Consider the following 20,017-nt stretch of genomic DNA (forward strand, 5'->3'; position numbering starts at 1 on the left):
TTTGGTCGATATGGCTCAACATGCCATGTCGATTTTTTTTTGAAATGCCTAACTTTTCATTTGTACTTTCATAATAATAGTCAATAAGAATGGGTAGAATTATTCCTCCATCTAATTTACGACTAAAAAAAGAGGCCTAGGCCCCTTTAAATCTTGAACTTCAATACCAATTCATTAAGTTTTTGTGCAAGCTCTGCTTGAATTTGAGAGGTTTGTGCTACTTGCTCCATAGCTTTTGTGGTTTCATCAATATTAATTTGAATATCTGATGTATGCTCTGCAGAAAGTTGTGAGTTTTGTGCCAGAGTTTGAACTGCCGTACTAATCTGATTTACTGTGGCTTCAACTTCCTCTGACATCGATGCAATTTCTTCCGACATAGCACTGACAAATTCTCCATCCTCACCATACATCACTCCAGATTTTGAGTATTGTATTAAAATAGGTTTAATATTTTCTACAATGAATTTAAGTATATCATTGCTATTTTCAGATAAATTCTTAAATGCATCTTGTACTTTTACTATAGTACCTTGAATGCTATTTACTGTTTCCGAAGATTTTTCTGCAAGCTTTCTTACTTCATCTGCAACTACTGCAAAACCCTTTCCCTGTTCTCCAGCTCTAGCGGCTTCAATAGCTGCATTTAAGGCAAGTAAATTGGTTTGTGTTGCTATTGCTGCAATTCCATCAGCCATAATTTTTATTTCCTCTACAACTTTTCCCTCTTCTATAGCTCTTAAAATGCTTTTTTCTCTTTCTTCATAAATACTATTAGTTTGCTCCAATGAATTTTTAGTATATATTTGAACTTTTCTTGCTTTATCTTTAATTTGAGAAGCATTATCGCCACCCTCCATAGCCTTTGAAGATAACTCCTCCATACTTGCATTAACTTCCTCAACGGATGCAGATATTTCCTCTGATGTAGCACTGGCTTCTTGAGCCGAACTATTTATTTCCATTGTTGAACTATCTATAATTTCTATCTTAGATGTTATTTCCTCAACCGCAGCAGAAATTTCTTCAGAAGATGCACTCATATCAGAGGAATTACTCATTATCTCTTTTATTAGTTCTTTAATATTCTCCTGTGCAGTATTTAACGCAAGACCTGTTTGTCCAAATTCGTCTTTTCTTGTAATACTCATTGTTCCAGAAAGGTCATAGCTAGATAACCTAACTGCTAGGTCCTTTATTTTATTTAATGGATATATTATATTTTTAGTTAATATGTAAGCCAAAAGAATTATAATTAAAAATGCCATTGCTGTATAAATTATAATTGCATTCTTAGCCTTGTTAAATTGAGCTATATTATTTGAATTTACCTGCTGCGCCGATTGATTATTTATAGCAATACATTTTTCTGCTTTTTCAAGCATAGAAATTCTTATTACCTCAAGTTCTGAATTGAAAACTTTAACTGCGTCCTCATAGTTATTAGATTTTACAAGCTCAATGACTTTAACACCTACTTCTTTATATTTTACTAAATCAGTGTTGAAATCCTCATAAATCTTGTCTTCTTCTATGGATGTTGTAGCTAGATTGCTATATTCCTTATCATATTTTACATTGTCATTTACTAATTTATCTATATTCTTTAGTTGCTCGTCTAATTTTGATCTATCCCTTTCAAAAACGATTTTAAGTGTATCCGAGCTAATTCCATTTAGATTTCCTTTGATTTCTTCCAAATCTTTAATGGATACTAAATTATTACTATATATAGCCTTAGAACCCTCATTTATTTTGGCTGAACTTACTATCCCCTCTACTCCTATTAAAATTATAAAAATACAGACTACTGAAAATACTGATACAAGTTTTTTCCTTACAGTTAGATTTTTAAAAAAATTCACGTTAACGCTTCCCCTCTGTTTTCATAATATATGCTTCAAGATCATTTATAAAAAGTGGTTTGCTATAATAATAGCCTTGGATTATCATATCTGTATTCTTTTAATTTTTTCAATTGATGCCCCCGTTTCAACCTGTCATTATTTGAATCATTTACAATTTTACACCATATTTTATTTTAACCTTATTTATATCATAATTCAACTTTATTTTGTATTTTTTTTAACAAACTTATAGACGTAATGTCCTTTTTTTCGACAAGTGTATGCTAAATAAATTTTTAATAATTTTTTGACCCATTCGAATAAGTAATAGATTTTAAAATACTCTTCACTACCACAAGCAGCCCATATTTAGTTTTAATCCAAGAAATGGTGTATACTAATAGAATATCTAAAGAAAAACATCGCAATATATTTAGGAGGGGCGAGGATTAACATGGAAAACGCTTATAAAGAAATTGAAAAAAAACCATTTGAAGGATTTAATGAGGAGGAAGCAAAACTCTTTGTTGGGAAAAATTCTGATTATTACCTTGATAAATGGAAATCTTCTAAAGCACCTGATAAAAAATCAGGATGGAATTGGGCTTCATGCCTTTGTGGTACATTTTGGTTAGGATACAGAAAAATGTATTCTATAATTTTGTATTTTCTTTGTGCTTTTATTGTAATTGATGTAACCCAGCTTTTCATTAAATTCAATTTTAATAGAGGTTTTTCATTGGCTTCTTCAATAGCATTAGGTATTCTAGGAAATACTTTTTATTTTAATTATATGAAGAAGAAAATAGCCAAAATTAAAATGAATAATCAATATTCTGAGAATCTTAATCAAGAAATAATAAAAGCCGGCAACGGAAGTTGGGGTGGAGTTGGGATCGCCTTTCTAATGATGACTGGATATGCCTTTTTAAGTTATGGCATTGAAGTTATTATTACAAGTATTATTTAATTCATCATTAGCATTATCATTTAGAGAGTCATAGATTAATAAATTATTATTATCATAATAGATAGAGGCAGGGATATTTTCTGCCTTATTTTAATATTATATACATATTTATACTCATTTTCTTACAAATTGTTACTTTTTTCATTGTATAGTTTAAAAAAACGAAACTAAAAGTTATTATAATATACATTATACTAAATTAATCATAAAAAAAAATAAATACTTTGTCGTTTAGTGTAATATAGTGTATAATAAGTGCATAAGTTAAATTTAATGCACTAATTATTTTTTATGGAGATGTGATATATGAATAACAACAAAGGTGAAAAATTAAGTACGATTTTATATAGATATATGAAAGAGAATGAAGATAAAATAATAAATAAAAATGAGCATTATAAAAACGAAAAGAAAATTGACATGGATAATAATTTTAAAGAAGGATTAAAAGAACATTTTAGAAAATTAGCTTTAAAAAACGAAAATAATATAAAATACAATATAGCTCAATCAATATAAAATTAATATTCCCCAAATAAAAAAGTAGTTAAGATATATATCTTAACTACTTTTTTAATACAATATTTATCAGATTTCCATAAATTCGAATTCATTTCCACTCCATTTTATAAATTTCTTTAAATCAACAACGGATAAATTCAATGTGGCAGTATTAACATTAGGATGAGAATTAATGAATTCATTTTCCAAAATACTTTTGTCAACAATTAATTTTACAGCATTGGTTTCATCATTAATTAACCCAAATATACTAACACCCCCTGGTGTTAATCCTAAATATTTCATTAAACGTTCTTTAGAAGCAAAACCCATATTTTTTTCGCCTATTTTTTTCTCAAATTCTTTAATATTCAATGTTTTACTATCTTTTGTAACAATTAGATAATGATGATTGCCTTTATAATTTCTAAGGAATAAATTTTTAGTATGTACACCTTTCATATCCCCAGTAAACTCTTCCGCCTCTTCACATGTGAATACAGCTGGATGTTCTCTTTTTTCAAAATTAATGTTCAATTCTTTAAGGACTTCATATACCTTGTTTTCATTATCTGACATTTCAACATCCCCTACTATATTATTATTTACAGTAAAAATATTTCTTAAACAGTGTTTTTACTATTTCCTCAAAGGCTAACTCTTTCTAATAAATTGTATCCTTATCTAATTATACAACATATTAATAAAAACAGGAAAAATTCCAGCCATTTTGTAATATAATTTAAAGAAAATTGACTTTCATCTATTGTTAATAGCCTATTAATTTAGTATTTATATAGCTTGGGTTTGCTTATAAATCTGTTGATTTTCTCAGAACCCATCAACATAATTAATATACAGCACAGTAAAAAATACGGAAAAATTGCAATACTACTTTTATAAGCAATAAATCCTAAAAGAGGTGGCATAAACATACTTCCCATGTACGCAAACCCCATTTGTAATCCCATAATAGATTGTGACGCACTCTTTCCAAAACGTTTCGGTGTTTCATGGAGCATACAAGGATAAATTGGTGCACAACCAAGCCCCAAAAGAATTAATCCAATCATTGAGAAATAAATCGGTAGAGGTAATAACAACGAAATTGCTCCTATAATACAAAGAACTTGTCCTAGTCTAATTAGTTTTCTATTATTAAATTTCATTGTAAGAAACCCAGATAGTAAGCGTCCTAAGGTAATTCCCGCATAAAATAGAGAAATCCATCTTGCAGCCTCGCCAGCAGATAACCCTTTATAGTTCACTAGATAACTGCTTCCCCATAATCCTGCTGTACTTTCTGTGGCACAGTAAAATACAAAAGAAACCAAGGCCAATTTAACACCAGGCAATTTTAAAGCACTGATATTATCATTACTTTTCTCATTTTCATCAGTTTTATCACATTTTATTTCAATCTTGTTCCATAATGATAATGTTATAAAAAGCACAACTACCAAACAAATCTGGATTATAAAAATTGTAAAGTATCCTTTTTTCCACTGATTGTTTTTTGATATATATAAAGACATAATAACTGGACCTAAAGTTGCACCAATTCCCCAAAAACAATGAAGCCAGCTCATATGTTTAGACTTATAATGTAATGCTACAAAATTATTTAATGCTGCATCAACTGACCCACCACCAAGTCCTAAGGGTATAGCCATTAAACATAACCATATAAAAGAATTCGAAACTGAGAAGCCAAATAAAGCAAGAGCCGTCATGGTTACACTAATAAATGTCACTTTTCCTGTTCCAAAGTGTTTGATTAATTTACCGCTGAGTAAACTTGAAATAATTGTTCCTCCAGAAATAATCATGAATATTATTCCGGCACTAGACAATCCTACAGATAAATCAGTCTGCATAGCAGGCCATGCGGAGCCTAATATTGAATCAGGTAACCCCAGGCTAATAAATGCCAAATAAATAATAATCAAAAGTAATGTTAACATAATACCCCCATTTTCAGTTTCTCACTGAATAAATTCATATATTTATTTTACAACTTGGGTTATTCACATATAATAAAGGCAGGGAATATCCCTGCCTTTATTATATTATAATTTTAAGAAAATGCATTTTTTTATAATCATAGTCCTTTTTGTAAGTCTCATTAAGTTGATCATATGTGTGTTGTGATATACGAGGTTCTCTACTCCCAGAAGTTTCAATAAATGAAGTTATTATTGCAGCATGAAAAATAGTATTATGGTGGTTCTCATAAAATATCAAATCCCCAATTTCAAGCTTTGCTATATCCTCCACTTCTAAACCTTTAATCACATTTCTATTTATCCTTTGATTTACTTTTAAATACCAATATAAGGAGTGAGCAACAGTCCAACAGACTGAACCTTTATTCTGTTTTATGTCATACCACCATGGTCTAATAATATTGTAATCCATGGGTGCTCCCCCTGAATTTAAGCATTGGGAAACAAAATTAGTACAATCCCCACCGTCTTCATTTATAACTGAAAGATATTTATATTTTTTATTTGGCTCAAGGGCATATTTTATAGCATAATCCGCAGCTTCTATTCTATTATATTTATTTAGCATAATTTACTCCTCAAAAATTTTTATTAAAATATATTATGCTAATCATATAGATTGTTTCCAGTTAATTTAAAATAAATTTAACTTTTTATTTTCTTTGGAACTATGATTTCACCAGATTTCTCTAGTGCAATCTTTGCAGCAACTGGTCCTATTATTGAGTATATAAATGTAGAACATAGTATAATAACACGGATTTGTGCTGCATATTCTGGTATGAGATTACCGGCTACTACAATTAATCCTAAAGCAACACCTGCTTGAGGCATAAGTGTAGGTCCTAAATATTTGCATATTTTCTCCTCTTGTTTAGTAATCTTTCCACCAAGCCAAGCCCCTAGCATTTTACCAATAACACGCACAACAACATATAAAAGTCCAATAACTCCTATTCCGCTAAGTGCAGAAATTTCAAACCCAGCTCCAGAAACAACAAAAAATATCATGAAAATTGGCGGGGAAAAGGAATCCGTAATTTTAATAACACTCTCAATATCTTCATAGATATTAACAAGCACACCACCAAGTGCCATACAAGCTAGCAAAGGCGAACCATTAACTGATTCTGCTACCCAGTAGGTGATTAAGATAAATGCAAAAATAATACAAAGTCTATTTGATGATTTTTTAAACCATCGAAATATTAACTTCATGAGGATACTCCCTACTCCACCCAAAATAAAGGATATCACTATTGAATATATGGGAGTTAATATTGATATGAAAATATTAGTATTTAGACTAGATGACATCATTTCTACTATAGTAGTTGCAAATCCAAATCCTATAAGTGCAACCGCATCATCAATGGCAACAACACTCATAAGCATTGATGTTAACGATCCTTTAGCCTTATATTGATTTATAACCATTATAGTTTGAGCTGGCGCAGTAGCTGCTGCAATTGCTCCTAATAAAATTGAAAGTTTTGCATCAAAACCAAAAATAATTAAAGTTCCAGTTACCAATATAATCGCTCCAAAAGACTCTGTTATAGCTATTATCACAGGAGAAATTCCAACTTTTTTGAAATATGCTAAATTGAATTCGCTTCCGATTGAAAACGCAATAAAACCCAATGCTATAGAAGATATAACAGAAAAACTGTTAACCATATTAACGGGAAGAAAGTTAAAAAAGGATGGGCCTAATAAAAGTCCAGCAATCAGATAACCAGTTACATTGGGAAGTTTAACAAATTTAGCAAGTCTACCAAAACCTATTCCGGCAAACAGCATTATAGCAACTTCAATAATTATCTTACTCTCCAATTTTCCTAAGTCCCTTCGTAAAATCAATTGGCACACTAAAAACTACACCAGTATTCTCTTGTGAAAGGTCTCCAACAACAGACTCAATAGCAATGACAGCTTCAGGAATCTTCCGTTCCTGAATAACAGCAAATATTACCTTGCTTTTTTCTCTTTCAGGGTTTAAAAATGCTCTAAGAGATCCTAAAAAAGGGATTTCACCTTCATCATGCTCTTCACTTAATAATCTAGCCATACCCATGCTGTCCAAAACAGTTGCTCCACTGATGTCAATCCTGGCAAGCTCAGTTAAGACTGCATCTAATTTTTCTGTTTTATTTAATATAAAGAAAAATAGTTTCATATTTCCTGGTTTCTTAAACCTAAACATATCTGAATATTTAAGTTTAGAAACCAGTATTCACCTCACCTTCTATTTTTTGTATTTATGAAAGCCGTATACTATTTGGTCTTGTTAGCTCGTTCTAATTTTACTTAATACAATAAGTATATTCCTTTTATTGTTATTTTACAAATTCATGTCGATTTTACTCGATATAGTTATTTGTAATCCTTTATATTCTTAAATACTTTTTAATCACAATCTATTATCTGATGCACATAAATTATTTCTCTTCGCAAAAATGATCATTTTATTTTATTTTATTTTATGCTGTTTAGGTATTTTTCCTTCACAAGGTACACCTATCTGACATTTTCCACAACCATATCTAGGTTTATACTTTTCAGCTGTTTGATCTAAAAATTTAGAACATATCATGTGATTTTTACCGTCTTCTATGGAAATTGCGTTAACTGGGCATTTTTTTACACATGCACCACACATTGAACAATATTCATAGATGTTTTCGTACTCTCTTTTATCCGGTGGCAAATATAATTCTGTAATAATACTACCAAATCTTCCGGCTACACCTTTTGCTGTTATAAGACCTTTCGATAGCCCAAATGTTCCAAGTCCACATACAAAGGCCGCATGTCTTTCGGACCAATTGCTAGTAAACGATGCTTCGGGATGTACTAAGCCACCCTTTAATGCAGTTTTTGCCCAGAACCTTTCCTCTAAGGCAGGAACTAGACTATTATATCCAGCATTTATCAACTCTGCTTTCAGGTATTTACATAACTTATTTATAAAGGCTTGTCCTTCAATACGTCCATGCAACCATTCTTCAGAAGGCCATGCACTATCCCTTCCATTTCCCCTTTTTACTGCTTCACTAAAGGGTAAAAAAAATGAGATAACAGTCTTTGATTGAGGTAACCATTCTCTAGGTAGCAAAAAGTGTTCTCCAATTACAGACGGCTTTTTAAATAATGTAAAACACTCATCCTCTGAAGAAGCATATCCAAAAATCGGAGCTTCAAAAATCTTCATTCCCACAACGTTTTCAGAAATAGCTATTTCTTTTATTATATAATTTTCTTTCGACCTGTAAACAAACTCTGATGCTATTTTAAGTAGGTTCTCTTTGTTCATGTCATAACCCCTCCATCTTATCTAAAATATAATATTTTCTTATAATATAAATATAACATATATTTGTGTTAATAGTTTACATGGAATATACAGTTTAAGTTTTTCACTGTTTTTTCTACTACTGGTGTAAATAATAACTCTTCACGTGAATCAATATTTGATTGCTTATAGATTTTCAACTTTTTGAAAAATAAAATCACAATGAATAAGAATAAGACGAAGATATATACACATACTAAATAAAAATGTGGTGCTATTACTCTTTCATAGTTTTTAGAAGGTGCTATTAAATATTAGCCTGAAAGGTGAGATAATATGAGCAATAAATTAACTGTAACCAAAAATAAAATGGCTTCATTAGGTATAAAGAAAAACGAACAAAATGATTACGAATATATTGATCCTGAAGATAAGAACAAATCTAAATATAAGTCAGTTAGAAAGGAGATTAAATAGGAGATTAAATAAAAAATAGACAGCATTCATATCATGAATGCTGTCCTCAATTTAACTCTATATTATTACTTAATATCCACCACCGTGTCTTCTTCCTAGTAATTCTCTAATAAGCAGTATTTTGATTAAATCCTGATTTCCCCGTCTTCTATTGAAGTGTCGTCTTTGTCTCTTATATTCATCATCATTTAGATTATCGTCATCTTCATCATCCCTATAATGTTTTTCATAATTGTCACACATTTCTTTGCAAATATGATCAATTTCATTCTTACTAGGGCAATACATAGTACCATACATGGTGACCATCATGTCACAATGATGCTTTACAATTGGTTGTATCCTAATATAAATCTTAGGATATAGCATTTTCAAATCTTCATCTTCTTCATCAAGCATATGCATATGCTTCATTGGCATATTCTGTTCAGTAGAATAATTCCCTTTATAACGGTATTTATTGTCTTGACCTTTAATGGTTTGCATATTCCACATTAGAGGATAAAATGGTACCATTTGATAATATTGAGGTGAATTAAGTGTCTGTTGTCTATAATAGGGCATATTTATAAAAAGTTCCTCATATTCATCAAGCTCATTGCAACTGTCAGTATTATTTTTTTCATTATATTCTTCGGAATCTTGCCTATAGTACATATACTGCCTCCATATGTTTTATTACCTTATTATTATATGTTAATAATATGAAGGTGTTACATAGATTTAATTCAATTCCCCATCTGCTTTTTTTGTAACCTTGACCATAGAAATAAACCCATATGTCCATATTGTAAAGTTAATGTTTAATAAAAAAAGATGACTCTTGTTCATTGAACAGAAATCATCTTCTTCAGCATCAATATATCCTTGACAAGTATATATATTATAAACAAGTAGCCTTTACCTTCTTATATATATACCGTATAATAATTGAATTATTAATAATTACCTAACATAGTTATTTTAATTTCCATCTTGCATGTTTAATAATTCCTGTAATTTCTTAGCTTGCATTGCAGATTGTTCTGCAAATTCTTTAAATGTATTACATACTTCTTCTTCTGATACTTCTCTTGAAAATGATTGATAGTCTCTAACATTTTCTTGTGCATCTAATAATTTTTTCATAATAGTGTCTCTAGTGTTCATCTCCATTTTTATCACTCCTCTATTGCTATTTTTCCACAAACCTCTTTTTTTATGTATTATAATTTTTGATATTGATAATAAATAAAACAATTAAATTTGACACATTATTAACAAGCCTTAACTCCATGAAAATTGATAGTTTCAAAGGTTTGCCATATCTTCAGTTAATCGCTGAGTTAAATTCTTATTAAATTTTAGAAGAATTTAATTAAATTTGACTTCAAAAAAAAAAGGAATTTGGAAATATATGGAGAATATATTCTAAATAAACTTAGGAGGCGATTACCATGATCTATGATGCATTAAAAATTTCTAAAAAGTTAAAAATAAGTACAGTCACTGTTTATGCTAAGATGAAGTTACCTGAAATAAAAGCTTTTTTAATATTTCATAATGGGAAAACATGTGTAGATGACGAAGGCCTAGATGCAATTAAACAATGTCTAAAATATAATCAAACAGCCGAAGAAGAAGTTGCAGCTACAGAAGTAACCCAATTAAAAGAAGATATGATTGACATACTTAAAAATAATATCGAGTTTCTTAAAGAGCAGTTAACAGTAAAAGACGGACAGCTCTACGATATTAATAAATTATTAGAAAATACACAAGTCCTTTTTAGACAAGATCAAGAGAAACATAAAGCCATATTATCATTACCTGAAACAATTAAAGAACATGATATTCAATTGCTTAATACCTTAACTGAAACTCTTGAAAGACAAAGGGTTAGTGCAGCTGCAGAAGTAGTTCTAAATAGGAAAAAAGGTATTTTAGAAAAATTATTTAATGTAAAAAAATGAGTACTCATTAATGAGTACTCATTTTTTTACGTTACTTTTGCTATTTTTCCATAAAAACCGATATTTCTTAATAATTAACAAATACTACACAATTTATTCATTTTATTGTCACAACTATATGTTATTATTTAAATATAGATTAAATATTCATTAAAGCGAAGTCCCCCTTTACTTTAATATAACAAACTGTGATTAATAGTCACAGTTTTTTTGTTTTTATGCTTCAGCCCTTTTTTTATAATTAAATTACATTATTTCTATTTAATGAAAGATAACTTTCTACAATCAAATTAAAGTTAACCACCTGCCGAACATTGTAACTAAGTTTTATGCCATCTACTGTCATACTCGGTTTGCCCGTGTATCCATCAACCCCACCTACTGAAATTACTTTTTCAAGCATTTTAATTTCTGTATAATAGTCATGAAAAATATTCTTATTCGAAAGTAATGATAACCCTGATACAATTGCATAAGCACCCCAGTTAGAAGTGCCCGCTACAATAAGATAGTCACAGGTACTCTTTGCACATATTTTTTCCCCATTTTTAACATACCTCTTTATATCATTTTCTATATTCCCCATGCCTATTTCATTTCCACCATCACCGACTGCAATTGTAACTATACCCTGTTCTTGTGCCATTAAAAACAAATTATCACAGTCAGCAACATATCCCGTTAGTTTTATACCGTTCATATTATAGCATTCATTATCCACTGCTCTTCCTGGACGCTCAATTGAAACAATATGTGTAGGTTTATATTTATTTAATAGATCAGAATAAAACTTAGCTTCACCCGTACTGGGAACTACTTCTAGCTTCGCTTTAACTTCCATTGACTTCATGCATGTAGCAACAACTTCACTACAATTATTATCAGTTAAAATCACAACTGTTTTACCAATTTTTTCTAGAGCATTTGCTAAGGATGCTGTACCTAAAGGTCCGTCATTTTCTGCTGCGTTAGCATTACTAATATAAAAACCTGTTAAAATAATTACTGTTGAGCTATCATATAATTCTTTGCATGTAGCTGATAAGTTTCCTTTTAACAATACTTTTTCAAGCCTTCTACGTTCAATAAGGGCTCGCATTACTTTTTCTATTCTATCAAAATAATATTTCATTTATTTACTCTCCTTAGAATTTTATTTGGTAATACAAGTTCGACACAACATACTTACTCAAGTATACTATTGTTACCGTAAATTGGATACAATTATAAATCTACACATAAATATATTGCTCTATTGAAAAATTGACTTAATCTTCTTATTGGACTATAATTTATCATAAAAATAAGATAATTAACTAAGAGAAAGAAGGTTTTACTTATGGAAAAAGCATCTCCTAACAGAGAACAAGCTTTTGAGTTATTAAAAAAATATAATAAAAGTGACAGTTTGATAAAACATGGTCTATCGGTTGAAGCCGTTATGAGGCATTTTGCTGAGTTAAACAATGAAGATGTAGATAAATGGGGCATAGTTGGGCTTCTTCATGATGTGGATTATGAAATGTATCCCCAGGAGCATTGTGTTAAAGCAAGGGATATATTAGAGGCAGAGGGTTATCCTGAGGAGTACATACATGCTGTTCAGAGCCATGGCTTTGGCCTTTGCATAGATGTAGAACCAATACATAAAATGGAAAATGTTCTGTTTACTATTGATGAACTCACTGGGCTTATTACAGCAACTGCACTTATGAGACCAAGCAAGAGTGTACTTGATTTAGAAGTAAAGTCAGTTAAAAAGAAATTCAAGCAAAGGAGTTTTGCAGCCGGTGTCAACAGAGATGTTATTCTTTCAGGTTCAGAAAGAATGGGAATGGAAATTGGCGACATACTTAATGAAACCATAAAAGGTATGCAGAGTGTTGCTGGCGAAATTGGACTAAAAGGAGAACTATAGAAAATTTCAAAATAAAAAACATGCTAACTTTACTGTTTAGCATGTTTTTTGTTGTTCACTTACTCTCTTTTATTTATATTAGTTTAATTAATTAGGTGATGCCAATTTTAAGCCCGCAATTCCTATTATTATAAACCCAATACAAACTAATCGCATTGTATCCATAGGTTCTTTGAATAATATTATTCCTAAAATCACTGTACCGACCGTACCAATCCCTGTCCAAATCGCATATGCAGTTCCTATTGGAAGGCTTTTCAATGCTAAAGACAGAAAATAAAAACTTGCTATCATTCCTAATATGGTAAATACACTGGGTACAAGTTTTGTGAATCCTTGTGAATATTTTAATTCTATAGCCCACTCCATTTCAAAAAATCCTGCTATAACTAAAAATAACCATTGCATAATTCCCTCTCCTTTTAATATACAAAATAAAAAAAAGCCAAAGACGATATTGTATAATATCTCCCAGGCTTTTATCCTTCCGTGTACACAGTTAAACCGTGCGTTTTATCTTGGACCAGACCAGTTATTAATTGTAACTGCGGAACCCTATAAAACTTTAATGCATATTTTATATTATTTATTTTTAAATAATAACAAAAATCTTTAAGGTTGTCAATATTCACTTATATTTAACTTTTTTTATTTGGATCATCCAGTGCTGTGCTTTTACCAAAATAATATGAAACAACAGAAACTATAATAGTCTTAAACTCATCTGAAAGTGTGTTCTCTTTGTTAAAAATAATTAAATAAATTTGGATGGATATATAAATAAATATTAAGCCTAATGTAATACTCCTCCTAGTTAAACCTTTTGTATCTCTAATCTCATGTGTCTTTTTAATACTAATTATATCTAATATTATCGGGAAAGAAATAATAAGAAAAGTTGTTAAAATGAGAACACAAAATATTACATAGTCACCCATTATTAGAATCACCCCCAATTATATTTTATTAAAATATAGGTATTTATATATATTTTATACTATTCTAAAGGGGTGTTCCTTGCTATAGTGTCATTTTTATTGTTGCCATAATCGGATTTATAATAGAAATTATTATTCTTACTGGTAAACACATAATCTTCACATAAATTATCTGAAATATTTTGAAAATTATATGATAGAATAGCCCATAAAGATTGGAAGGAACCTATAATTGTTAAAAATGCCGATGAGATTGGACGACTAGCAAACTCAATGAATATGATGCAAAGAGAATTAAAGCGTGCGGATGAAGAAGAGAAAATGTTTTTACAAAGTATATCCCACGATTTAAAAACACCCATTATGGTAATTATGAGTCACGCTGCGGCAATTATTGATGGTGTGTATGTAGAGTCAGTGGAGAAAAGCGCAGAAATAATAAAAGATGAGGCTTTAAACTTAGAAAAAAAAGTTAAACAGATGTTATATTTAAATACCCTTGATTATGTTTTATAACCCTAAAAAAAGATGGTACTTTTGCAGTAATAGAGATCTATAATGATGGACCTAGTATTCCAGAAGTACATCTATGTCACATTTTCGATAATTTCTACAAAGATAAGACTGGCAATTTTGGTCTTGGTCTGGCTATTAGCAAAAAAATCGTAAGTTTTTACAATGGTGAAATAGAAGCTCTAAATAGGGATGTGGGTGTTAGTTTTTTAATTAGATATAGGTTATAAAGAAAAGCAATCCACAGAAATGTTGATTGCTTTTCAAGTTAATTTCTAAGGAGAAATTTGTTTATTATATATCGTGATTTTTACTTACCCTTTTCCATACTGCTCTGCTCTTGCTGCTTCCCCCCAAATACACTGGCGAGGATTGGTATAACTGGCATCATAAAAGCACTAATTCCAGTCTTTGAAAATCCAACTAAAAAAGCTGAACTTATTACCCATACCCATTGCCATGTTGATAGATCAAATGAATTTATGATTCCCATTATTTAGCCCCTTTTTTATTATAGCCTATGCTTATATTATGCTACAATTGAGACTATAATATTATGTTATATATAAATAACTAATCAATGTAATTTATTTTTATCTACAGAGAACGAAGTCTTCTTTCACAAAGAAAGATAAAAATAATGTTATCTATTGTGTTGCAGTTTTACTCACAACTGGTTTTCCTTTTTTAGCAATTGTAAGTAAGAGTCCTAACGCTATAGACAGAAATGCCGAGGCAATAACTCTATACTGTGCTGGTAATAAAAACACTACGGTGTGAGCAGGTATCCAAAAAAAAGGACATGTTTTGATCCAACTAAACTCCACCAAGGAATGCCAATCATTTTTATCGATTAGCTCACTCATTGTAACTTTGCCATCATTTTTTTCATACTTTAAACTTATATACATATCTGTAAACCTATGGAATGCCATCATCATAGGTCCAAAAGTAAGATTCATAATAGCACTTCCGAAAAATGCTTGTGCCAGTGTGGAACCTTGAAATGGTAATTTACCAGATGCTTGAGCTGCTGCTACCCCACCCATATATACTGTAAATACAAGTGTAATCATTAAGCCTATAATTCCCCATACAATAACTTTATAACCAATACCCTTAGGAATATCCCAATCGCCATTTAAAACTCTTGCTCCAAGCAAATCACCCATAGTTGCTAGTATTCCAAATTTAATAAATCCTCCAACATATGGATGCAAATCAGTAGCAGTAATAAAGGCTGCTCGCGTTCCTGGAACTACTAAAATAACTATAAATAATATAAGTATAAAAGCCCATAAAAAATCACCTTTTTTCAAATAAAACCCTCCCTCAAAAAAATATACTGCATAAAAAGCTACTGCTGTTGGGAAAATATAAACTTTTTATATACTTTCAGGTGTAAAACTTGTCTCTTACAATAACTTCAAAGGTTATTGGTAAATATAATCTAAATTATCAAATTCCCAACCAGCTTCTGAAAAATGATGTCTCGGTGTTGTTAATGAGTTCATACCTTTTAAGTTCTTATGACTATAATAGTTGAAAAATTCGTCTATAACCATCTTTGGCTTCAACAATGTAATTTGATCATTTTTATTCTTTGAATTTCGGGTTGTACAGCCAGTTAATATCATTAATAAGCATAAAATTGTTAGTGAGATTCTCTTGTTTATAACAACCACCCCTTTTTAATTTACATTTATAAATAAATTAATGTGTAATTTTATAAAGCAATTCAAGCAATATGCAACCATATAATATCATTATACATTTTTTGCTATTTAGATGGCAACTTTAAATTTATAGAAATAACAAAAACAGGATTTCTCCTGCTTCCTCTTTATAATCTTATTATTTATGGATCATCTTTGCGAATAAAGCTACCATTCCAGATGTAATAAGTGGTCCTACAGGCACCCCTCCTAAAAAAGCTGCAGCTGCAACTGCACCTATTATCATGGCTGGCATAATATCACTATGACCCTGAACCGTAAGATAGTTTAATCCTTGCCCACTTAGATATGTTGTTAAAAACGAAAGAACCAGAGCTATTATACCTACCCATGATGTAAATACAGTTTTTATATTATCTACTGTAATGCGACCACTTGCAATAGGTATCATTATGGCGGCTATAAGAAGTATAAGTCCCGCCGTCATTCCACTTTTCTCTATAACAGGATATACATATCTGTCTAGTCCTAAGAGCTTCAACATAAGTAACGCACATGTAGCAATAGCAACTGAATTAGCCTTACCAAATATGGAGGCCGCAAGAATTATCAATAAAATAATATTAGAACTCAAAACTAATCATCTCCTGAGATATATTTTTCACCATGTTTTCAAATAAATTGTCCACTCAAAATATTCTATTCAACTCAGCTGTTTTTAATCCTAACAAAATGGCATACTAATTAATTATTTCATTATGAATATTGTAATATTTCACAAATATAACTTGACAATATAAATGTAGTATATTATATTTATAAGTGTACTAGATGGAATAATACACCTAGTACACATATCTCAAATAAAACAGGAAATTAGTCCATTGAAAGAAGGTGAACCCCTTGATAAATATTGATAGCAGAAGCAGTAAACCTATTTATGAACAGATTATTGAAAAAATAAAGGAAAATATAATAAAAGGAATATTAAAACCTGGAGATAAACTGCCTTCTGTACGTGAACTTGCTTCGCTTATAACAATAAATCCTAATACTATAAGCAAAGCCTATAATGAGCTGGAGCGAATGAGTGCAATTGAAGTTATAAGAGGAAAAGGAACCTTTGTAGTAGAAAATTTTCAGCCTATAATGGATGAAGAAAAGCTGAAAGAAATTAGAGACCATATGAAGAAAATAATTATAGAAGCACATTATATAGGAGTTGATAAAAATAAACTAATTGAAATATTAAGTGAAATTTATAGTGAGTTTTAAGCTATTATAAATTTGTAGAATGGGGGGATTAAATTGATAGATATAAAAAATGTTAGCAAACGCATAGATGATAGATATATTCTTAAGAATATAAATTTACATGTAGATAAAGGGAGCATATTTGGTATTATCGGTGAAAACGGTGCTGGTAAAACAGCTATCCTTTAAACTTAAGCATTAATCCAGATATTCTAATACTTGATGAGCCCACCTCAGGCCTTGATCCTGTGATTAAAAAAGAAATTAATTAAATTTCTCTCATCAATAAAATAATTACAAACAAATTCGTATTTATTAACATAAAAGAATCCCATGTCTTAAGGCGTGGGATTCTTTTATGCTATTGATCTGCACTAATTTAATGTTATTATAAACATTATTTTACTTTGAAATATTTTTTAAATTTTTCTATCCTATTTGAAAATTCTTCATCGGTAAAATACCCGATTTCCTTCAATTCATTTAGAACTTTTTCAGATTTGTGATATTGCTCATAATCTTCATCTTCTGTGCCTATTTTCTGATATATTTCAATTACTTCATCAAGTTCAGTTGGACTTAATATATCTATATCCCGTAACTTAACTAATCCAAAGTCTTGTTGATATATTCTCTCCTCATCTGGTTCATTTATTAATGGTATAATTGCTAATCTAACAGCAAAGTAAATAACAGAAAAAAGAAGAATTATTAATAAAAAAACACTCCAACGCTCATTATATTCACTCCCATCCAAAATATTGTAATGATTATTCCCTCGCTACCCCCCTTATAAATTAACTCTTTGGTATGTTGTTAAGTGGGTAGACAGTAATCATGTTCAAATTGATAGTAAAACTATTGACATTACATCAAAGTTAAACTAAATATACTATATAACTAGCATTTTTATGTACGTTAGATCATAAAATACCATATATTTTTTTATAATTAATCAATTTTATAAGAGCACTGTGCCTAAAGATTGACCATAAAAATTTATTTAAATTTAAAATTTTCTTCTAAAACATTTTTCATTAACTCATTAGAAATTTTGACAGCCTCAACTCTATCCTTCGCAGGGGCAGAAATCATAGTGACATTTTCACCAAATACAGAAATGGTTAATTTGGTAAGTTTGTTATTTGTGAACATTTCTCCATAGTAGATCTTACCAGGTTCTTTATTCTTATCAATATATGTTAGGAAACTAGAATTATCACCAACAGAGATTTCAACTCCATCACAACGCAAGTTACCGATTGTAATAGCTCCTACAAACAAATCCTTCTTTAAAATTCTCTTTCCATAACTACCATCAATTTTTATTATAACTTGTTCTTGTTGCTGTTTATTATTGTTTTTATAACTGACACCATTCAAGGTCACATTAATCCTTTTGGGGAATGTATAGTATATGCCAATAGCAATCACACATATTAAAATAATACCTATACCTATTTTATACATTTTCTTCATGATAAACCTACCCCCCTTTATTTTCAATTTATTGAGCATTACCTTACAATTATATCCTTATTTAATTATACAGAATATTAAAATAGATTTGAAACATTTTACATACATACGATTATAATATTTTACAATTCTGAATGAAAAATGCAATAAATTAGATATTAACCCATGAATTTATATCAAAATTAAACTTAATATAATATAAAAAAGTATTTACAACATAATATTTTTATGTTGTAAATACCTTTTTATTCCTAGAAAATATAATAACTCTAAGCTATAAATCCAAAATAAATAATCACTATAATTCCAAGCACAATTCTATACCAACCGAATGCAGTGAAATCATGCTTCTTGATATAAACCATTAAGAATTTAATAGACACTATTGATACTACAAAAGCAACTATCATCCCTGTAAATAATATAGTAAGTTCAGTACTCGTAAATATTAAACCAAATTTTAAGATTTTCAAAAGGCTTGCTCCAAACATAACAGGAATAGCCAGGAAAAATGTAAATTCTGCTGCAACTGTTCTTGATGTACCTATTAGTATTGCACCCACTATTGTCGCTCCTGAGCGTGACGTGCCAGGAATTAATGCCAATGCTTGAAATACTCCTATCATCATTGCAGTTTTATATGAAATTTGTGATAGTTTATTAATATTTGGTATTTTATTTGTGTTTCTTCTCTCAATAATAATAAACAGAACACCATACAGAATTAGAGTAACTGCAACCGTCTGATAATTATAAAACAGTGCATTAATTTTATCATCAAACAACAGACCAATGATTGCTGCCGGGACACACGCTACTAGAATTTTAAACCATAGCGACATTATATCCTTTTTTATAGTAAACTTTTCTTTAAATGAAAAAGGAAGCAGCATTTTCCAATACAAAACCACAACCGCCATGATTGCCCCAAGCTGAATAACTACATAAAACATTTCTTTAAAAGCACTGCTCATGCTGAGCTGTAAAAACTCATCAACTAAAATCATATGCCCCGTACTGCTGATAGGTAGCCACTCCGTTATACCTTCAACAATTCCAAGAATAATTGCCTTGATTATCTCAATAAATTGCATTTATCAATCTCTCCTATTCAACATATCGTTTTTATCTAAAGTATACCTGCTATAGATTCCATTATGGAAACACCAATAATTACAAGATAAGATAGAC

24 protein-coding genes, 2 pseudogenes and 1 riboswitch are annotated in these 20,017 nt (G+C 30.0%); of the genes and pseudogenes, 8 read left to right on the plus strand and 18 right to left on the minus strand.

From position 1 onward, the window contains the following. Positions 1-146: 146 nt before the first annotated feature. Positions 147-1,865 carry a methyl-accepting chemotaxis protein gene (locus KPL51_RS10495; protein WP_216160680.1) on the minus strand — a complete coding sequence of 573 codons (1,719 nt, stop codon included), beginning with the start codon at positions 1,863-1,865 and terminating at the stop codon, positions 147-149. A 436-nt stretch (positions 1,866-2,301) separates the two neighbouring features. Here KPL51_RS10495 and KPL51_RS10500 point away from each other — a divergent pair, with 436 nt between their 5' ends. Further along, complete coding sequence (locus KPL51_RS10500; RefSeq protein WP_216160683.1) at positions 2,302-2,817, plus strand: DUF2628 domain-containing protein; 516 nt, start codon at positions 2,302-2,304, stop codon at positions 2,815-2,817. A 306-nt stretch (positions 2,818-3,123) separates the two neighbouring features. After that, positions 3,124-3,336: a hypothetical protein gene (locus tag KPL51_RS10505; protein WP_216160686.1), complete on the plus strand. Its 213-nt coding sequence runs from the start codon at positions 3,124-3,126 to the stop codon at positions 3,334-3,336. A gap of 69 nt (positions 3,337-3,405) precedes the next feature. Here the strand turns inward: KPL51_RS10505 and KPL51_RS10510 are convergent, their stop codons facing one another. The 6 genes from KPL51_RS10510 to KPL51_RS10535 all read right to left on the minus strand — a co-directional run bounded on the left by KPL51_RS10510 (position 3,406) and on the right by KPL51_RS10535 (position 8,640). Continuing rightward, on the minus strand, positions 3,406-3,897 hold the full coding sequence (locus KPL51_RS10510; protein ID WP_216160689.1) for a prolyl-tRNA synthetase associated domain-containing protein: 492 nt from the start codon (positions 3,895-3,897) through the stop codon (positions 3,406-3,408). Positions 3,898-4,103: 206 nt separating this feature from the next. Then, the gene (locus tag KPL51_RS10515) at positions 4,104-5,282 is read right to left on the minus strand and encodes an MFS transporter (protein ID WP_216160692.1); all 1,179 of its coding nucleotides are present in this window, start codon (positions 5,280-5,282) and stop codon (positions 4,104-4,106) included. A gap of 100 nt (positions 5,283-5,382) precedes the next feature. Further along, on the minus strand, positions 5,383-5,892 hold the full coding sequence (locus KPL51_RS10520) for an amidase domain-containing protein (RefSeq protein ID WP_216160695.1): 510 nt from the start codon (positions 5,890-5,892) through the stop codon (positions 5,383-5,385). A gap of 77 nt (positions 5,893-5,969) precedes the next feature. Then, positions 5,970-7,160, minus strand: coding sequence for a cation:proton antiporter (locus KPL51_RS10525; protein WP_216160698.1), 1,191 nt, complete (start codon positions 7,158-7,160; stop codon positions 5,970-5,972). Beyond that, the gene (locus tag KPL51_RS10530; RefSeq protein WP_216160702.1) at positions 7,150-7,503 is read right to left on the minus strand and encodes a hypothetical protein; all 354 of its coding nucleotides are present in this window, start codon (positions 7,501-7,503) and stop codon (positions 7,150-7,152) included. Before KPL51_RS10530 ends, KPL51_RS10525 begins: the two co-directional genes overlap by 11 nt. A 294-nt stretch (positions 7,504-7,797) precedes the next feature. Beyond that, entirely contained in the window at positions 7,798-8,640 is an 843-nt protein-coding gene (locus tag KPL51_RS10535) for a 4Fe-4S binding protein (protein WP_216160705.1), read from the minus strand. 315 nt (positions 8,641-8,955) lie between these two features. Between KPL51_RS10535 and KPL51_RS10540 the strand changes: the two genes are divergently transcribed. Then, positions 8,956-9,096, plus strand: a complete 141-nt coding sequence (locus KPL51_RS10540; protein WP_216160708.1) for a hypothetical protein — start codon at positions 8,956-8,958, stop codon at positions 9,094-9,096. A 69-nt stretch (positions 9,097-9,165) separates the two neighbouring features. Here KPL51_RS10540 and KPL51_RS10545 read toward each other — a convergent pair whose 3' ends face one another. Together KPL51_RS10545 and KPL51_RS10550 are read right to left on the minus strand one after the other, a co-directional pair. After that, positions 9,166-9,753 (minus strand): hypothetical protein, encoded by a 588-nt coding sequence (locus KPL51_RS10545; protein ID WP_216160710.1) that lies wholly within the window; start codon positions 9,751-9,753, stop codon positions 9,166-9,168. Positions 9,754-10,059: 306 nt separating this feature from the next. Then, positions 10,060-10,251, minus strand: a complete 192-nt coding sequence (locus KPL51_RS10550) for a hypothetical protein (protein WP_216160713.1) — start codon at positions 10,249-10,251, stop codon at positions 10,060-10,062. Positions 10,252-10,532: 281 nt separating this feature from the next. Between KPL51_RS10550 and KPL51_RS10555 the strand changes: the two genes are divergently transcribed. Continuing rightward, on the plus strand, positions 10,533-11,048 hold the full coding sequence (locus tag KPL51_RS10555) for a hypothetical protein (RefSeq protein ID WP_216160716.1): 516 nt from the start codon (positions 10,533-10,535) through the stop codon (positions 11,046-11,048). Between the two features lie 241 nt (positions 11,049-11,289). Here the strand turns inward: KPL51_RS10555 and KPL51_RS10560 are convergent, their stop codons facing one another. Further along, positions 11,290-12,180 (minus strand): DUF4392 domain-containing protein, encoded by an 891-nt coding sequence (locus KPL51_RS10560; RefSeq protein WP_216160719.1) that lies wholly within the window; start codon positions 12,178-12,180, stop codon positions 11,290-11,292. Between the two features lie 207 nt (positions 12,181-12,387). Between KPL51_RS10560 and KPL51_RS10565 the strand changes: the two genes are divergently transcribed. Beyond that, positions 12,388-12,966 (plus strand): HDIG domain-containing metalloprotein, encoded by a 579-nt coding sequence (locus KPL51_RS10565; protein WP_216160722.1) that lies wholly within the window; start codon positions 12,388-12,390, stop codon positions 12,964-12,966. 87 nt (positions 12,967-13,053) lie between these two features. Here KPL51_RS10565 and sugE read toward each other — a convergent pair whose 3' ends face one another. Continuing rightward, positions 13,054-13,374 carry a quaternary ammonium compound efflux SMR transporter SugE gene (gene sugE / locus KPL51_RS10570; protein WP_216160725.1) on the minus strand — a complete coding sequence of 107 codons (321 nt, stop codon included), beginning with the start codon at positions 13,372-13,374 and terminating at the stop codon, positions 13,054-13,056. A gap of 58 nt (positions 13,375-13,432) precedes the next feature. Continuing rightward, positions 13,433-13,536: riboswitch (guanidine-I (ykkC/yxkD leader) on the minus strand. 68 nt (positions 13,537-13,604) lie between these two features. Next, positions 13,605-13,904, minus strand: a complete 300-nt coding sequence (locus KPL51_RS10575; protein ID WP_216160728.1) for a hypothetical protein — start codon at positions 13,902-13,904, stop codon at positions 13,605-13,607. Positions 13,905-14,102: 198 nt separating this feature from the next. Between KPL51_RS10575 and KPL51_RS10580 the strand changes: the two are divergent. Beyond that, positions 14,103-14,647 (plus strand): annotated as a pseudogene (locus KPL51_RS10580) (ATP-binding protein); the annotation flags it as partial. Positions 14,648-14,763: 116 nt separating this feature from the next. On the opposite strand, the pseudogene KPL51_RS10585 reads toward KPL51_RS10580, so the two are convergent. The 3 genes and pseudogenes from KPL51_RS10585 to KPL51_RS10595 form a co-directional block, all read right to left on the minus strand. Further along, positions 14,764-14,910, minus strand: a pseudogene (locus KPL51_RS10585) (sulfite exporter TauE/SafE family protein); the annotation flags it as partial. 154 nt (positions 14,911-15,064) lie between these two features. Continuing rightward, positions 15,065-15,736: a hypothetical protein gene (locus tag KPL51_RS10590; protein WP_216160731.1), complete on the minus strand. Its 672-nt coding sequence runs from the start codon at positions 15,734-15,736 to the stop codon at positions 15,065-15,067. Positions 15,737-16,271: 535 nt separating this feature from the next. Beyond that, the gene (locus KPL51_RS10595; RefSeq protein WP_216160734.1) at positions 16,272-16,727 is read right to left on the minus strand and encodes a DUF441 domain-containing protein; all 456 of its coding nucleotides are present in this window, start codon (positions 16,725-16,727) and stop codon (positions 16,272-16,274) included. 269 nt (positions 16,728-16,996) lie between these two features. On the opposite strand from KPL51_RS10595, the gene KPL51_RS10600 reads away from it, so the two are divergent. Together KPL51_RS10600 and KPL51_RS24500 are read left to right on the plus strand one after the other, a co-directional pair. After that, a complete protein-coding gene (locus tag KPL51_RS10600) occupies positions 16,997-17,368 on the plus strand; it encodes a GntR family transcriptional regulator (RefSeq protein ID WP_216160737.1) in 372 nt (123 codons plus the stop codon). Positions 17,369-17,401: 33 nt separating this feature from the next. Continuing rightward, positions 17,402-17,536: an ATP-binding cassette domain-containing protein gene (locus tag KPL51_RS24500; RefSeq protein WP_376770084.1), complete on the plus strand. Its 135-nt coding sequence runs from the start codon at positions 17,402-17,404 to the stop codon at positions 17,534-17,536. Positions 17,537-17,744: 208 nt separating this feature from the next. On the opposite strand, the gene KPL51_RS10610 is transcribed toward KPL51_RS24500, so the two are convergent. The 3 genes from KPL51_RS10610 to KPL51_RS10620 form a co-directional block, all read right to left on the minus strand. Next, on the minus strand, positions 17,745-18,104 hold the full coding sequence (locus KPL51_RS10610; protein WP_216160740.1) for a hypothetical protein: 360 nt from the start codon (positions 18,102-18,104) through the stop codon (positions 17,745-17,747). 242 nt (positions 18,105-18,346) lie between these two features. Beyond that, entirely contained in the window at positions 18,347-18,826 is a 480-nt protein-coding gene (locus KPL51_RS10615; protein WP_216160743.1) for a hypothetical protein, read from the minus strand. 269 nt (positions 18,827-19,095) lie between these two features. Next, on the minus strand, positions 19,096-19,920 hold the full coding sequence (locus KPL51_RS10620; RefSeq protein ID WP_216160746.1) for an undecaprenyl-diphosphate phosphatase: 825 nt from the start codon (positions 19,918-19,920) through the stop codon (positions 19,096-19,098). Positions 19,921-20,017 lie beyond the last annotated feature (97 nt).

Origin of the sequence: Clostridium bowmanii, assembly GCF_018861315.1 — a bacterium.
Classification (GTDB): domain Bacteria; phylum Bacillota; class Clostridia; order Clostridiales; family Clostridiaceae; genus Clostridium_AD; species Clostridium_AD bowmanii.

Bases quoted from the DNA above. Each gene is read 5' to 3' on its own strand.
- KPL51_RS10565 (WP_216160722.1), top strand. From the start codon at position 12,388: ATGGAAAAAGCATCTCCTAACAGAGAACAAGCTTTTGAGTTATTAAAA.
- KPL51_RS10505 (WP_216160686.1), top strand. From the start codon at position 3,124: ATGAATAACAACAAAGGTGAAAAATTAAGTACGATTTTATATAGATAT.
- KPL51_RS10540 (WP_216160708.1), top strand. From the start codon at position 8,956: ATGAGCAATAAATTAACTGTAACCAAAAATAAAATGGCTTCATTAGGT.
- KPL51_RS10530 (WP_216160702.1), bottom strand. From the start codon at position 7,503: ATGAAACTATTTTTCTTTATATTAAATAAAACAGAAAAATTAGATGCA.
- KPL51_RS10500 (WP_216160683.1), top strand. From the start codon at position 2,302: ATGGAAAACGCTTATAAAGAAATTGAAAAAAAACCATTTGAAGGATTT.
- KPL51_RS10510 (WP_216160689.1), bottom strand. From the start codon at position 3,897: ATGTCAGATAATGAAAACAAGGTATATGAAGTCCTTAAAGAATTGAAC.
- KPL51_RS10520 (WP_216160695.1), bottom strand. From the start codon at position 5,892: ATGCTAAATAAATATAATAGAATAGAAGCTGCGGATTATGCTATAAAA.
- KPL51_RS10515 (WP_216160692.1), bottom strand. From the start codon at position 5,282: ATGTTAACATTACTTTTGATTATTATTTATTTGGCATTTATTAGCCTG.
- KPL51_RS10575 (WP_216160728.1), bottom strand. From the start codon at position 13,904: ATGGGTGACTATGTAATATTTTGTGTTCTCATTTTAACAACTTTTCTT.
- KPL51_RS10620 (WP_216160746.1), bottom strand. From the start codon at position 19,920: ATGCAATTTATTGAGATAATCAAGGCAATTATTCTTGGAATTGTTGAA.
- KPL51_RS10555 (WP_216160716.1), top strand. From the start codon at position 10,533: ATGATCTATGATGCATTAAAAATTTCTAAAAAGTTAAAAATAAGTACA.
- KPL51_RS10535 (WP_216160705.1), bottom strand. From the start codon at position 8,640: ATGAACAAAGAGAACCTACTTAAAATAGCATCAGAGTTTGTTTACAGG.
- KPL51_RS10560 (WP_216160719.1), bottom strand. From the start codon at position 12,180: ATGAAATATTATTTTGATAGAATAGAAAAAGTAATGCGAGCCCTTATT.
- sugE (WP_216160725.1), bottom strand. From the start codon at position 13,374: ATGCAATGGTTATTTTTAGTTATAGCAGGATTTTTTGAAATGGAGTGG.
- KPL51_RS10615 (WP_216160743.1), bottom strand. From the start codon at position 18,826: ATGAAGAAAATGTATAAAATAGGTATAGGTATTATTTTAATATGTGTG.
- KPL51_RS10545 (WP_216160710.1), bottom strand. From the start codon at position 9,753: ATGTACTATAGGCAAGATTCCGAAGAATATAATGAAAAAAATAATACT.
- KPL51_RS10550 (WP_216160713.1), bottom strand. From the start codon at position 10,251: ATGGAGATGAACACTAGAGACACTATTATGAAAAAATTATTAGATGCA.